This is a genomic window from Syntrophorhabdaceae bacterium, assembly GCA_036504895.1.
Taxonomy (GTDB): Bacteria; Desulfobacterota; Syntrophorhabdia; order Syntrophorhabdales; family Syntrophorhabdaceae; genus PNOM01.
Genome location: DASXUJ010000104.1, coordinates 16,533 through 30,254, shown reverse-complemented (window position 1 = coordinate 30,254; position 13,722 = coordinate 16,533). Strand labels below are relative to the sequence as shown.

The following is a 13,722-nucleotide window of genomic DNA, read 5'->3' as shown; positions in this document are numbered from 1 at the left end:
GCAGCTTCATGCTAAAATGGTTTCCCATGCCGTTTCATCGCCTTAACTACCCCGTTCCTCCGGGCCCTTGCCGGCAAGCTCGGATTCCAGTTCTTTGGTCACATCCAGCATGACAATGGTACTGTCGGCGGTGTAAGAAGCCGTCTTGATCTCTTCCACCTTTTGAAGCGCCCGGACGACAGCCTCCACTTTTATGGCCTGTTCGTTGATGGTCTCAAGGGCGTGAAGCAGGTCTTTGTCGAGCCCGCCCCTTCTCTGGCAATGGCGAACCATTCCTCCAATGATGGTGTTCGCGTTCAACAGGTAGTGAGAGAGGGTCACCATGAGTTGATGGAGTGTCTCGAATGCCGCTCTCCTCCGTTCGGTCTCCCGTTCTGCCACGTAGAGCCGCCTCTTCTTATCCACCACGGTCCCGGCAAGAAACCCTACGATTGCTCCGATCAATGCGAACGAAAGTGCCATGGGAAGCATGACGGGCTGAAAAATGGTGAAAGCCGCTGCGGACAATCTGCCTACGGAGAAGCTGCCCGCTCCTGCCTGATGCGCATGTGCCCATGCGTAGATGAGCATGGTGTAAGGGTGCGCGAGAATGTATCCCGCGCCTGCCCCGACGAGTAGCGAGATTAACTGGACGCGATATCTCTTCAACACGCCTTTCTTTGTACCCATCTCCCTCATATTTCCAAAGGGGACCGCCCTGTTTGTCCGTCAAGCCCGATATTTGGCGAGCACGTTAGCTGAGATCCTTAAGACCGCATGTCTGATACGGGGTCTTATGACAACTGTCTTCCTGCCCCGCCTGACCTTGCCGTCTATAATCGTGTTTGCATTCATGGATCTATCTTTGGATATGATGTAAAATTAGGAATTGCTGAAGGTTTCTTCAAGATCGGTGGACCGGGCAGAGGGCCCTTTCGGGACCCTCTGCATTTCACGGTCTTATTTAGCTCTGTTGATTCTTTGCCAGTCGGAGCGGTCCACGTCCGTTTTACCGGCCTGCGGTTGAGCTGAACTTACGGACCCGCATTTGTTGCCGTTCCCGCATGCGCCGCAGGTTTCTGCCTCAGTGTTGTCAGCGAAACTTGTGCCGATAACCCCCATAAACAGCGCGGCAGCCATTGCGATACTTACCACTAATCTATTTGTTTTCATAAAAAGCTCCTTCATTTTTTTCCGCCTACATGGCGGTTTAGTCGTACCGGATATCTCCGGCCCCGCTATTCTGGAACAGGGTCAAAAAGGCCTCCCGATCAACAGAGAAAATGAAGGGTAATGAGATAGACAGGGTCACCCCTTCCGCGGGGGACCCGGGCGGTTTGAAAGGCGCCATTATGTGCCGGGCGAAGAGCCATGGACGGCATATAGAGAGACGCCTCATTATGAGGCGGAGTCGAAGGGGCGGGCAATTCCCATGGGGGAGCAACATTCATCGCTCCGGCAGCGGAACTAATGCTGCACGACCCCTTCCCGGCGCAGTGTGTCACGCAGTTATCCGAAACATGCGTACCGTGGTGACGGGGGACCTTCTGCAAACCCACACATGGTTCTGCGGAAACTCCCGCACCCAGGCAGGTCTGACTCAAAAGAACCAGAAGGATGAGAACAGGCCACAGGGCGCCGGTCAGCTGATATTTCTTTAGCAATCTTACCTTCATAGCAGAATACCCCGGATATTCCATCTCGTCTCATGGCCGGTCATTTTCACACTAATGTCCCATCGGCCCTTCGGCCGCCTGTTCGGGATTCTCCTTTTTAAGTTTTCGTTCCCTCCAGATCATAAAAATAACGGGATAAATGATCAGCTCCAAAATCGTGGAGGTTATAACCCCTCCCACCATCGGCGCGGCTATCCTTTTCATCACGTCCGCGCCTGCGCCGGTGCTGAACATGATGGGGACAAGGCCCGCGAGGATGACGCTTACCGTCATGATCTTGGGGCGTATCCTCTTCACGGCGCCGTGCATGATGGCATCCTTCAAGCCCTGGATGCTGGTGAGCTTTCCTTCTTTTTTCCATTGCTCGTAGGAGAGGTCGAGATAGAGGAGCATGACGACCCCGGTCTCCGCGTCAAGGCCCGCCAGGGCGATGATACCCACCCAGACTGCAATGCTCATGTTATAGTTCAGGAAGTAGAGGAACCAGAAGGACCCCACCAGGGAAAAAGGTACGGCCAAAAGGACGATGAGGGTCTTCGTGACCGATTTCGTATTGAAATAGATGAGCACGAAGATGATAAGGAGGGTGAGGGGGATCACCATCTTCAGACGTTCATGAGTTTTTACGAGGTATTCGTACTCGCCGCTCCACTCGAGGCGGTATCCCTCGGGAATCTTGAGACCGGCCACCTTTTTCTTGGCCTCCTCCACGTAGCCCCCGATGTCTCTTCCGCCGAAATCGATAAAGACGTAGGAAGCAAGGAGACCCTGTTCGCTTTTGATTGCCGTGGGCCCCTTCGCAACCTTGATGTCCGCTAACTGCTCGAGGGGTACCTGGGCAATGACAGGGGAGACCGGCGCCGGTGCACCCCGCTGCCCTCCCATGCCTCCCGTAGCGGCAGGCGCTTGCATTCCCACGGGAACGAGGATCCTCTTCAATCTCTCCAGGTCTCCCCGAAGCTCCCGGGCGTAGCGCACATTCACGGTGTAGCGCTCCCTTCCTTCTATGGTGGTGGTGAGGTTCATGCCTCCGATGGCGGCCTCTATCACCTCCTGGACGTCCTCCACGCTAAGACCGTAGCGGGCCGCTTCCTTGCGCTTGACCTCGAAATCCAGGAAGTATCCCGTGGTGATGCGCTCCGCATAGGCGCTTCTCGTGCCGGGAATGTCCTTGACGTGATGCTCGATCGCGAGGCCTATCCTCTCGATCTCCTCCAGGTTGGGACCCAGCACTTTTATGCCCACCGGTGTTCGGATGCCCGTGGCATTCATGTCGGTCCGGGCCTTTATGGGCATGGTAAAAGAGTTGGAGACTCCCGGTATTGAGAGGGCATCGTTCATCTCATCCTTCAGCTTCTCTACCGTCATACCTTTTCGCCATTGCGATTCAGGCTTGAGATTCACAATTGTCTCGAACATTTCGAGCGGTGCGGGGTCCGTCGGCGTCTCTGCCCGTCCCGCTTTCCCGAAGACCTGGCTCACCTCGGGTATTTTTTTTAAGAGCTTGTCCTGCAGTTGAAGGAGGTCTGTCGCGACCGTGATCGATATGGCGGGGGCAGTGACGGGCATATAGAAGAGGGTACCTTCATACAAAGGCGGCATAAACTCGCTGCCCAGCTTCATAAAAGGATAGGCTGAGAGAAGGAGGACCAGGATCCCCCCGATGAGAACGCTCTTTCTGAACCTGAGCGCAAAGGCGGCCACAGGCTCGTAGACCCAGTGTAGGGCCCGGCTTACAGGGTTCTTCTCTTCCGGTCGTATCTTCCCCCTGATAAAAAGGGTCATAAGCACGGGCGTCAGGGTCACGGCAAGAAAGGAGGAGAAGAGCATGGCAAAGGTCTTGGTGTAGGCAAGAGGGGTAAAGAGACGTCCCGCCTGCGCCTGAAGGGAGAATACAGGCAGAAACCCGACCATTATCACAAGGAGGGAGAAGAACAGGGACGGTCCCACCTCCTGAGCGGCGTGGATAATCACATCGGTTCTTGGTCCCTGCCTGCCCCCCGTTTCCCATTCTTCGAGTTTCTTATGGGCATTCTCCACCATAATGATGGAGGCGTCGACCATAGCCCCGATGGCGATGGCGATGCCGGAAAGACTCATGATGTTGGAGGTCACTCCGAGGTAGTACATGCAGATGAAGGACATGATAATGGCGATAGGGAGGGTAAGGATCACCACCAGGGCACTCGGCAGATGAAAGAGAAAAACGATGCAGACCGCACTCACGGCAATAGAGAGCTTGATAATCTCATCCTTTAGCGTGCCGATGGCATGGCGTATGAGGTCGGACCGGTCATAGGTAACGACCACCTTCACTCCCTTCGGGAGAGACGGCTCGATGTCGTGCGCGATCTTTGCCTTGACCCGGTCGATCACATTGAGCACATTCTCCCCGAACCTTACCACCACGATGCCGGCAGCAACCTCCCCCCTGCCGTCCAGTTCGGCCAGTCCCCTCCTGATTTCGGGCCCCAGCTTTATCTGGGCAATATCTTTAAGATAGACGGGGGTGCCCGCGCCATTCGCGGCCACGGGGATGTCCTCGATATCGGAGATGGTCTTTATATAGCCCCTTCCCCTCACCATATATTCGACGCCGGAAAATTCGATGACCCGCCCCTCCACATCGAGGTTGCTCCTTCTCACTGCCTCCATAACCTTCGTAATAGGGACGTTGTACGCAGAAAGACGGTTGGGATCGAGGGTAATCTGGTATTGCTTTACGAAACCGCCCACGCTCGCCACCTGGGCTACGCCGGGAACGCTCTCTATTGCGAGCTTAAGGTTCCAGTCCTGCAGGGAGCGGAGTTGGGAGAGGTCATGTTTCCCCGTCTCATCTACCAGGGCATAGGAAAACCCCCAGCCGAGGCTCGTGGCGTCAGGACCGAGGACCGGGTTGATGCCCTGGGGAAGCTTGTTCCTCACTGCCTGGAGGTATTCGAGCACCCTGCTTCGTGCCCAGTAAATATCGGTCCCCTCTTTGAATATGACGTAGATGAAGGAGCTTCCGAGAAAGGAGAAGCCCCTCACTGCCTGCACATGGGGGGCGGCAAGGAGCGTCGAGGTGATGGGGTAGGTGATCTGGTCTTCAACGAGATCGGGACTCCTCCCGGTCCAATCGGTATAGATGATCACCTGGGTGTCGGAGAGGTCGGGAATCGCATCGAGAGGGGTACGCTGGAGGGACCAGAATCCCCACGCCATGGAAAAAAAGATAAGAAGAAAGACGATAAACTTGTTCCGTGCGCTCAGTTCTATTAATTTAGCAATCATGATTAACCCTCAGTCGATAGTCGATAGTCTCTAGTATCTAGTCGTTAGTCTTTAGTATATAGTCGTTAGTCTAAAGGCGGCAGCGCAACGAACCGTATTCTCTGTCCATAGCCTCCGGCTCTCTCATGCCCTTGCTTTAGCTAACGACTAAAGACTAGAGACTAACGACTGCTCTTTAACGACTGCCCCTCTAATGCCGGTGTCCGCCCGCAGCGGCAGGAGCCTGGCCTCCCTGTTTTGGGGTGGGAGCGGTGCCCCGGGCTTCGACGCCTTTGAGCTTTGCCTCTGAATCTATGAGGAAGTTGGCCGATGAGGCAATTTTTTCGCCTGCCTTAAGTCCTGAGATGATCTCGATCAGCTTTTCGGCCCGGGCCCCTGTGGTGACCTGGCGGGGCTCGAAGACGCCTTCCCCTTTGTCCACGTATACAATCTGACGCAGGCCCGTGTCGATCACCGCCTCGTCGGGTACCGCGAGCTTATTCCCCAGGTTGATCCCGATTTCTACGTCGGTGAACATTTGGGGCTTTAAACGGCCTTCGGGATTGGGTATGCTGAATCTTACCTTCACTGTCCTCGTCTCCGACGAGAGAGACGGAGAGACGAATTCAATCCGCGAGGTAAGCTCCCTGCCGGGAAAATAGCTGAGCCTTATCATCGCGGTCTCGCCCACCTTTACGGACGGAAGCTCATATTCATATATATCGGCCAATATCCAGACGCTCGAGAGGTCGGAGACGTCGAAGAGCTTCTCGCCGCCCATCACCTTCATGCCCTGAACCACATATTTCTGAAGCACGTATCCGCTGGCGGGGCTATATACGGCAAGGGTCCGTATCGGCTTTTCACTCTCCTCGATCCGCTTTATCTGCTCGTCGCTGATATCCCAGAGCCTGAGCCTCTGACGTGCCGCATCGAGGGTCGATTCCGCATCTTTCCTGAGCATCGACGACAGGTCAGGCTCGCTGCCGGCGCCGGCGGTCTTGAGGGCCTTTCTCTCCGTGCTCTTCGCCCATCTCACGAGATTGATGAATTCCTGCTGGGTCGCCCAAAGCTCGGGGCTGTAAAGATCGGCGAGGTGGTCTCCCTTTTTCACGTAGACACCGGTAAAATTCACGTAGAGCTTCTCGACCCAGCCCTCGACTTTCGTGTTGACGGTAGTGAGCCTCCGCTCGTCGTACTCGACCTTCCCCACGGTCCGGATGCTCTTCCGGAGGGGCTGGACCGATGCGCGGGCCACCCTGACCCCTATGAGCTGCTGCTTCTCGGGCGGTATCTCAATGGTGGCAGGTTCTTCCACAGGCTTTTCCTGGGAAGTGGGCTGCCCGGTCCCGGGTTTCTCCGCAGCCATCCCCGGCATGTTGGCCATTCCCGGCGATGATTGAGTGACGGTCGTTCCTGCCGGTATTCCTTCCCCGGGAGCCTTGGGCCGCTGCCATGGCTTGGTATAAAGTAATGCTATTCCTGCCGCAAATATCACCGCACCGATAAGAATCAGATTTTTCCGGTTCATTTCTCTGCCCCCCTCGCCATATCCTGAGTCGCCGTAAGTGCGTGGAGCCGCGCGATGGCCTTTTCCCGCTCCGTATGCTGGTTCCAGTAGAGAAGCTCTACATCGAGAAACGTCTTGAGCCGGGTTACTATCGTGATGGCGTCGGTCTTGCCCGTCACATAACCCGAAAGGCTCAGTTGCACGTCCTGTTGCGCCTTGGGTATCAAGGCATCCTTATAGAGGGTCATCAACCTTTCGGCGGAAGTTCCCATGGAGTAGCTCTCCCGGACCGAAGAGGCGAGCATGAGCTCCGTTGCCTGAAGCTCGTTTTTTGCCTCATTTACGGAGGCGGACGCTTCGAGGACTGCCTGAGCCTGTTTCGTCTTATAATAGATGGGAAGATTTATAGTCGCCGTCAGGTTCCACATATCCATGAGGCCCTGAGTCCTGGGGAAATAAGCGGTCCCTATGGTGACGTCGGGATAATAGTCCTTTTTCGCCATCTTTACCTTCGCCTCCGCGGCCTTGACCATCTTCTCCTTCGACCTCACCTCCGGGGAATGTTCCCTTGCCATCGAGAGAAGCTCACCGAGGGGCAGGGTGAACCGGGTCAGAGGCATGCTCGAGGGTCTCCCGAGAGGGCTTGTCACCGGCCTCCCCACCAGGGAATTGAGCATGCCTTTCAATGTTTCGATCTTCTGCTTTTGCATCTCCTCCCGTTCGAGAAGCATATACTTCTCCGTCTGGGCCATGAGGACTTCCTGCTGCATCCCCGTGCCGGAAGAGTAACGGGCATTTGCGGCGTCTTCCACCCTTGTGAAAATATCGGCCCTCTCTTTGAGGATGTCGATTATCTTATAGGCGAGGAAGAGCTCGTAGTAGACTTCCTTGACTCTCGCCGCGAGCCTTAGCTTCGCCGCGTCATGCAGTGCGGCGATCCCCTCGGCGTCCCATCTGGCCATCTCTTCCCTGATCGAGCGTTTGCCGGGGAAATAGAACATCTGGGAGAGGCTGAACATCCCCATCGCCTGGGTCTCTTCCCCTATGGTGATTCTCTGGAAGCCTTCATTTTGGTACCCGAACATGAACATGGGGTCGGGGAGGTTGCCTGCCTGGGGGATCCTGTATCTGGCTGCCTCCGACCGCGATCCAAAGGCCCGGATATCCGGGCTGTTTTTCACCGCCTCGTCGATCAGCCCCTGAAGATCGAGCGCCTCCTCGGCCCATGCATTTTGCCAGAAGATAATGAGGGACAGCATGAGAAGAAGGAAGACAATTCCCTTTCCTTTCCGGCCATCCGTTATATGTCGTGTTTTCAAGGTCCGCCTCCTTTGCCGTTATTCCATTCCACTGACTATTCTCAAGAACAACATCCCCGTCGCGGCCATCTCCGCACTGCAGGTTTTCCTGCCGGCCTTCTATCACTTTGCATCGACCGTAAATTTTGCCGATGCCGTCTTGCCGTCTTTCGTGATCCTTATCTGATTATTCCATGATCCCGCCATGGAATAATCGACTTTTGTCCTGTATACGGCCCCCTTGGGCTGGGCTTCGGCCTTATAGTTCATGGCGGGCATACCGGCCATGGCGGGCATAGAGTAGCCGAGCACTACCTTTGCGTCGCTCACCGCCTTTCCCGAGGCGTCGGTGACGGAGATCTCCACGTTATTGGGCCCTGCCACAGGAGGATTCTTGTCCATCTTTACCACCACGCTGTAATCTCCCACTTTCTTGGCCACTTCATAATCTTTTGCATAGGCAATGCCGGCGAGGAGCACCAAAGCCATCACTACGATCGATACGGTTTTCATAAAATATTCTCCTTTTCCCATTTTATTTTATGAATATGGAGATATTTGAACATAATATCTTCTTCCCTTTTCTGCAGGGGCTTCATGCAATTACCCCGTCAACCACCTTGAGTACCCTGCCCGCGTATGCGGTGTATTCCGAGTTATGGGTGACCATGACCACCGTGCCACCGCTGCTGTTGAATTCCTCGATAAGTTCCATGATCTCCTTTCCCGTCCTGGAATCCAGGTTTCCTGTAGGCTCGTCGGCCAGGAGTATGGCCGGCCTGTTGACGATGGCGCGGGCGATCGCTACCCGTTCCTGCTCGCCGCCTGAAATTTGATTCGGGAGTCTTTCGCCCTTTCCGGAAAGTCCCACGCGGTCGAGGGCATGAAGGGCGGCGCTCCTTTTCTCCTTTTTCGCCTCTTTTCGGGTAGCGAGGGGGAGCATCACGTTTTCGGCAAGGGTGAGATAAGGGATGAGGTGAAAACTCTGGAACACAAACCCCAGGGTCTCTCTCCTGAAGTCCGCTCTCTCATCCTGTCCGAGGCCGTATACGTCTATATTGTCCACGGTGAGGCGCCCTGAAGTAGGGGTGTTGAGGGCCCCTACCATGGAAAGGAGGGTCGACTTGCCGGAACCCGATTCCCCCACTATCGCCACGAACTCTCCCGCAGCGATTTCAAAGCTGGCATGTCTGACCGCGGTCACCATGGCGTCCCCTTCTCCATACTGTTTTATGAGCTGGTCTCCCTTAATATCTTTCATTTATCCTTCTTTTTCTCTACAAGGCACGCAGGGCTTCATTGGGATCGAGGCGGGCCGCCATGAAAGCCGGGTAGATGCCGGATAGGAGTCCCACGAAAAGAGCCAGCAGAATCGACCCTCCTGCGAGAACGGGATTGAATGGCACCACAGCCCCGTGGCCTTCGGCAAAGAAGGGGATCAAAACTTTCGCCGCCGAAAAACCGCCCAGATAACCCAGGACCCCGGCAATTCCCGAGATAATGGCCGCTTCGAGGAGAATGATCCTCATTACATGGCTCCTTCTGAAGCCCATGGCCCGAAATATCCCGATCTCCACGGTCCGTTCCCGTACGCTTCCCATCATGGTAACGAGTACCATGAGGCTTCCCACGAGAAGCACCAGTCCGGAGACCCCGTAGGAGAATTTCTCAAACTGATCGAGGGTCTCCATGCGGCCCTTCACCACCTGCTGAATGGCCATGACGTTCGCCCCCGGAAGCTGGTCGGAAATCTGTTTCACCATCTCCGGAATAGGGCACCCCGTGCACAGGGCAGCTACCTCCGCCATGGAGATGCGGCCCTTCTTACCCAATATCCCCTGGGCTGTGGCGAGGGGCGTGAAGATGAGGCCGTCATCCTGAGACCCCGTAGTCTCCAGCACACCTGTGACCTGAACCTCCTTGTTATTGATTCTCACCTTATTGCCCGTGGTGAGTCCCAGGGCCCGGGCGGCCTCGGCGCCGAGTATTGCTCCGTCATCATCAGGCATTTTGCCTTGTACGCTCCACCAGGGCCGGAGCATCCCGAAGGCCTGGAAATCCACCCCCGCCATGAGAATTCGCTTAGTTCCCACCGTGACGGGGCCGAGGATCATGGGCCCCACCGCCGCGATGTTGGCGCTATTTTTGATATTCCTGATCTGCCCGAGCTCCTCTTCCTTTATCTCCTGCATTTCAAAAGAGACGCCGCCGAGAGAGAGGCCCCCGTAGGTGAGGGAAAGACTCTCCGTTTTCGGGACGATCAGGATATTTGCCCCGTACATCTCGAGCTTATGGTTGATATTCTGCTTCATCGCCTGGACGAGGCTCAGGAGCAGAACCACGGTGCATACCCCGATAAAGAGGCCTGCGAGGACGAACAGCGCCTTTCCCTTCCTCCGCCTGAGGTTACTTACCGCAATATCCCCGAGGGTCATTACTTGCCTCCACCCGATGCAAACAGTTGTCTTCCTTCAACGAGATTCTCCGTCTTGATTACCACCTTGCCATTCTCCACTTTTCTGACAAGAGGGGCCGGATTGCAGCCTCCCGTCACCTCGTTTATCTTCGTCGATTTGAAGCGGCGTCCGCAGTTCTTGCATATCATGGAATCGTCTTTCTGAACGTACCCTTTCCCTTCCCGCCAGCAGACTACGCAGGTATCGAAGGCAGCCCTGATTACCCCGTCCGAGCTTTTCATGACAAAATATTTGATGGGTACGCCGTCGTTTGTTTTATATTGGAAATGATGCGCTTTTCCGTCATCGAAGAGGCTCGCCGGGTAGACCACTTCCTTGTTCCCCGGGGCTGCCGGATTTTGACTGGTCCTGGTATCGGCATGAGCGGCGTTCACACCCAGCAGGACGACAATGAATGCCACGATCCATATGGCCCCAAAGAGGTGCGTGCGAAGCCCCGGGCCCTTTTGGTTGAATGTTGACTTATATCTTACTAAGAATGAACCATTTTTATTGTCCATATGAGCTCCTTTTGCTTTCGTTCGATTAGCCTACCTCATGGGAAATGCCGACAGACCGCTTCTGCCCTTTTGCCTCAAAAATTATCCTGATCTGGTATTTCCCTTTTTTACTCATGTTGAAATATGCGTCATAGGTTCTCATCATTTCTTTGAAACTACCGGTCTTGACCTGTTCGTTATCATCAGGGTCTGTCACCTTGATGGTGACAGGTAAATTGCGAATCTCCCTTCCGGTAGCCTCCTCCTTCACGAGAATCATGATATTATGAGTCGAGCCTGGCTCCAGTTTCTCCTTCATTTTCATGGTTTTGAGCATCTTCTCGTGAGAGCTGTTCGCCATTACCATAAAGGTTGCCTGGATGTCGTCGGAAAAGACGTCTATGCTCGGCATTTTCATCATCCCCTGGTTCTCCTCCTCCGAATGCGCAGTCTGAGCAAAAGAGAAGGGTGAGGCCGCCAGAAGGGTCCATGCCACAATAAGGGTCGTAATCAATTTTGTCATATTTATTCTCCATTCAATTTACGTGTCTGTGCCGCCAATGCCTAAGAAATTATGATGTTATGATATCCGCAGGTCCCCGATGCCCTGGCCGCGCCGTCGAGACGTGGGTACGAGGACAGGTATCGGGCTCTTCCGTCGGCATGAGAATCGGCAAGGCGGTAATATCCGCAATACACGGCTTCCATTCCGGGGAAGCACCTGCAGCGGTTTGAATCAGCAGAGGAGACTAAGGGTTTGGAGGTAAATTGTTGCCGCGGGGTACCGGGCCAGGGCCCGGGCGTCATAGGGCCGCTCTGCCCCGGGTGAGGAGACCGCAACGCTGCTTATCGACAGCCATGGGAGCTCTTCAAGGGAGTATAAAGAGACAGGCGTCTGGACGAGCGCGGTCGCGGACGACGTATCGGATGAAGCAGCGTTCTGCAGCTCGCAATCGCATTTCGTCGAACTGTCGCAGCACGAGTGAGACTGCGTATGGAGAGGGGCGGGTATCTTTGCGCACGCGGTGCCAAAGCTCCCTGCGAGAAGGGGCTGGACCACCAAAGCGACGAGTATGAGGGCGGTCAATACAAAAGGTGCCCTGCGGCGCTTTGCGATTGAAGAGTTAATAGCCCACATAATCTATATGTGTACTATGGTATAGACAATTTGTCAAGCAAAAATTTACCGGCCCTTTGCATTAATCCGGGCATGTTGGCAGGCGTCCTCTAGAGGATAGAAAAGACTTGACAAGGCAGCCGGAATATGAAAGTATACTTAGTCTATAATAACACTATAGATTAGTTCTATGACGAGAGAGCGCAGTATGTGAAGGAGGCCTTAGATCGGATAGAGCATGGAGGAAGCGGCAGGAGTCTTTTGAGAACGAGGGCGGTAGATATGGCGCCTTTATATGGGAGGTGATCTATGGAAACAGGAAAAGCAAGGGTATTGGATAAGGAAGGGCTTCATTTGAGAAAGGCGGCCCAGGTGGTCCTTTGCGCAAAGAGGTTCAGGTCCAAGGTGACCCTTCGCCATAAAAGTGCTCATGCCGATGCGGATTCCATCATGCAGATCCTCCTCCTCGGAGCGGGACCGCAGGTGGACCTGGAAGTGAGTGCTCACGGGCCGGACGAGAAGGAAGCGGTCCACCGTATCGTGGAATTATTCAGCGAAGGAGCAGGCATATGAAATTCGAGACCCTTGCAATTCACGCGGGACACGGACCCGACCCCGCCTTCGGGGCGGTCATGCCGCCTATTTACCAGGTATCCACCTTTGCATTCAAAGGGGTGAAGCAGGCGGGCCCCTTCGACTATTCCCGCTCCGGGAACCCCACGAGAAAGGCGCTGGAGGACTGCCTCGCCGCCCTGGAGGGCGGGTCGCACGGGTTCGCTTTCGGTACCGGTATGGCAGCAGAGGCGACGGTCCTGGCCCTTCTTTCGGCGGGAGACCACGTCGTCGTCAATGATGACCTTTACGGCGGCACCTACCGGCTCCTCACTGAGATCACGGCGAAGCACGGCGTCGAGGTGGAATTCGTGAAACTAACCGACCTTGAGGGCCTGAGATCGCGGATAAAGGCGAATACACGTCTCATATGGCTGGAGACTCCGACGAACCCCCTTATGAATGTTCTCGATTTATCAGCAATAGCCGAGATCGCACGGTCGAGGGGTGTCCTGACCCTCTGTGACAATACCTTCCTCTCTCCTTATTTCCAAAACCCCCTTGCCCTGGGCATCGACATCGTGCTTCATTCGACTACCAAGTACATTAACGGACATTCCGATGTAGTAGGGGGAGCGGTAGTGGTCAACGAGGCCGGTCTTGCGGAAAAGATCTATTTCAACCAGAATGCCATGGGCACCTGCCAGGCGCCCCATGACTGCTTCCTCGTGCTGAGAGGACTTAAAACCCTGGCTCTCAGAATGGAAGCGCACAATCGCAATGCGCTGGCTGTCGCGAAATGGCTTGAAGCCCATCCAGGGATCGAGCGGGTTTTCCATACAGGCCTCGAAAGCCATTCACAGCGGACGATTTCGGCGAAACAGGCCCGGGGCTCCGGGGGGACCTTCTCATTCAGGATAAAAGGAGGAGAAGACGGGGCATTCCGGTTTCTCGAGCGTGTGAAACTCTTTATCCTGGCGGAGTCTCTGGGGGGCGTGGAGTCTCTGATCGAGCACCCGTGGACCATGACCCATCAGTCCATGCCGGAGGACGCCCGTTCCCGGGCGGGAATAACGGACAACCTGATCCGTATTTCCGTCGGCCTTGAGCATGTGGATGATCTTATTGCCGACCTGGAACAGGCACTATCCGGTGGGTGCTGATGTTGCCGATTAGCGGCCCACGGGTGATAACAATGCTTGACAAGCTCCTGGAATTACAATACTATATCAATATTATCAACTTCGAAAGATTGCCCCCCATGCCCGGAACACGTGACGTCCCTGATGCGCACGAAGAAGGAAACTGCTTTGGGGAGATATGGGATGGAGGCGAAAAGCCTTTGGGGAGACTGAAAAAGGTTCATATCCCATGAACCTTGA

The 13,722-nt window shown here is 55.0% G+C and carries 14 protein-coding genes; 3 read left to right on the top strand and 11 right to left on the bottom strand.

All coding sequences use genetic code 11. The features are described from left to right. Positions 1-42: 42 nt before the first annotated feature. Together VGJ94_15020 and VGJ94_15015 are read right to left on the bottom strand one after the other, a co-directional pair. A complete protein-coding gene (locus tag VGJ94_15020) occupies positions 43-669 on the bottom strand; it encodes a hypothetical protein (protein HEY3277928.1) in 627 nt (208 codons plus the stop codon). 270 nt (positions 670-939) lie between these two features. Further along, complete coding sequence (locus VGJ94_15015; protein ID HEY3277927.1) at positions 940-1,152, bottom strand: hypothetical protein; 213 nt, start codon at positions 1,150-1,152, stop codon at positions 940-942. A gap of 110 nt (positions 1,153-1,262) precedes the next feature. On the opposite strand from VGJ94_15015, the gene VGJ94_15010 reads away from it, so the two are divergent. Further along, positions 1,263-1,640 carry a hypothetical protein gene (locus VGJ94_15010; GenBank protein ID HEY3277926.1) on the top strand — a complete coding sequence of 126 codons (378 nt, stop codon included), beginning with the start codon at positions 1,263-1,265 and terminating at the stop codon, positions 1,638-1,640. Positions 1,641-1,706: 66 nt separating this feature from the next. Here the strand turns inward: VGJ94_15010 and VGJ94_15005 are convergent, their stop codons facing one another. From VGJ94_15005 to VGJ94_14965, 9 genes are all read right to left on the bottom strand, one after another. Next, positions 1,707-4,928 (bottom strand): CusA/CzcA family heavy metal efflux RND transporter, encoded by a 3,222-nt coding sequence (locus VGJ94_15005; GenBank protein ID HEY3277925.1) that lies wholly within the window; start codon positions 4,926-4,928, stop codon positions 1,707-1,709. 190 nt (positions 4,929-5,118) lie between these two features. Next, complete coding sequence (locus tag VGJ94_15000; protein HEY3277924.1) at positions 5,119-6,438, bottom strand: efflux RND transporter periplasmic adaptor subunit; 1,320 nt, start codon at positions 6,436-6,438, stop codon at positions 5,119-5,121. Further along, positions 6,435-7,736, bottom strand: coding sequence for a TolC family protein (locus tag VGJ94_14995; GenBank protein HEY3277923.1), 1,302 nt, complete (start codon positions 7,734-7,736; stop codon positions 6,435-6,437). Before VGJ94_14995 ends, VGJ94_15000 begins: the two co-directional genes overlap by 4 nt. A 102-nt stretch (positions 7,737-7,838) precedes the next feature. Then, complete coding sequence (locus tag VGJ94_14990) at positions 7,839-8,228, bottom strand: FixH family protein (GenBank protein HEY3277922.1); 390 nt, start codon at positions 8,226-8,228, stop codon at positions 7,839-7,841. Between the two features lie 82 nt (positions 8,229-8,310). Continuing rightward, entirely contained in the window at positions 8,311-8,976 is a 666-nt protein-coding gene (locus tag VGJ94_14985; protein ID HEY3277921.1) for an ABC transporter ATP-binding protein, read from the bottom strand. A 16-nt stretch (positions 8,977-8,992) separates the two neighbouring features. Next, positions 8,993-10,150, bottom strand: coding sequence for an FtsX-like permease family protein (locus VGJ94_14980; protein HEY3277920.1), 1,158 nt, complete (start codon positions 10,148-10,150; stop codon positions 8,993-8,995). Beyond that, entirely contained in the window at positions 10,150-10,692 is a 543-nt protein-coding gene (locus tag VGJ94_14975; protein ID HEY3277919.1) for a DUF2318 domain-containing protein, read from the bottom strand. The genes VGJ94_14980 and VGJ94_14975 overlap by 1 nt, the downstream gene beginning before the upstream one ends. A 25-nt stretch (positions 10,693-10,717) precedes the next feature. Further along, a complete protein-coding gene (locus tag VGJ94_14970) occupies positions 10,718-11,194 on the bottom strand; it encodes a hypothetical protein (protein ID HEY3277918.1) in 477 nt (158 codons plus the stop codon). A gap of 213 nt (positions 11,195-11,407) precedes the next feature. Further along, positions 11,408-11,758 (bottom strand): hypothetical protein, encoded by a 351-nt coding sequence (locus tag VGJ94_14965; GenBank protein ID HEY3277917.1) that lies wholly within the window; start codon positions 11,756-11,758, stop codon positions 11,408-11,410. A gap of 339 nt (positions 11,759-12,097) precedes the next feature. Here VGJ94_14965 and VGJ94_14960 point away from each other — a divergent pair, with 339 nt between their 5' ends. Both VGJ94_14960 and VGJ94_14955 read left to right on the top strand, forming a co-directional pair. Next, the gene (locus VGJ94_14960) at positions 12,098-12,361 is read left to right on the top strand and encodes an HPr family phosphocarrier protein (GenBank protein HEY3277916.1); all 264 of its coding nucleotides are present in this window, start codon (positions 12,098-12,100) and stop codon (positions 12,359-12,361) included. Next, entirely contained in the window at positions 12,358-13,503 is a 1,146-nt protein-coding gene (locus tag VGJ94_14955; GenBank protein ID HEY3277915.1) for a PLP-dependent aspartate aminotransferase family protein, read from the top strand. The genes VGJ94_14960 and VGJ94_14955 overlap by 4 nt, the downstream gene beginning before the upstream one ends. Positions 13,504-13,722: the final 219 nt, after the last annotated feature.

Bases quoted from the DNA above. Each gene is read 5' to 3' on its own strand.
- VGJ94_14970 (HEY3277918.1), bottom strand. From the start codon at position 11,194: ATGACAAAATTGATTACGACCCTTATTGTGGCATGGACCCTTCTGGCG.
- VGJ94_14985 (HEY3277921.1), bottom strand. From the start codon at position 8,976: ATGAAAGATATTAAGGGAGACCAGCTCATAAAACAGTATGGAGAAGGG.
- VGJ94_14960 (HEY3277916.1), top strand. From the start codon at position 12,098: ATGGAAACAGGAAAAGCAAGGGTATTGGATAAGGAAGGGCTTCATTTG.
- VGJ94_15020 (HEY3277928.1), bottom strand. From the start codon at position 669: ATGGGTACAAAGAAAGGCGTGTTGAAGAGATATCGCGTCCAGTTAATC.
- VGJ94_14990 (HEY3277922.1), bottom strand. From the start codon at position 8,228: ATGAAAACCGTATCGATCGTAGTGATGGCTTTGGTGCTCCTCGCCGGC.
- VGJ94_15015 (HEY3277927.1), bottom strand. From the start codon at position 1,152: ATGAAAACAAATAGATTAGTGGTAAGTATCGCAATGGCTGCCGCGCTG.
- VGJ94_15010 (HEY3277926.1), top strand. From the start codon at position 1,263: ATGAAGGGTAATGAGATAGACAGGGTCACCCCTTCCGCGGGGGACCCG.
- VGJ94_14975 (HEY3277919.1), bottom strand. From the start codon at position 10,692: ATGGACAATAAAAATGGTTCATTCTTAGTAAGATATAAGTCAACATTC.
- VGJ94_15000 (HEY3277924.1), bottom strand. From the start codon at position 6,438: ATGAACCGGAAAAATCTGATTCTTATCGGTGCGGTGATATTTGCGGCA.
- VGJ94_14955 (HEY3277915.1), top strand. From the start codon at position 12,358: ATGAAATTCGAGACCCTTGCAATTCACGCGGGACACGGACCCGACCCC.
- VGJ94_14980 (HEY3277920.1), bottom strand. From the start codon at position 10,150: ATGACCCTCGGGGATATTGCGGTAAGTAACCTCAGGCGGAGGAAGGGA.
- VGJ94_15005 (HEY3277925.1), bottom strand. From the start codon at position 4,928: ATGATTGCTAAATTAATAGAACTGAGCGCACGGAACAAGTTTATCGTC.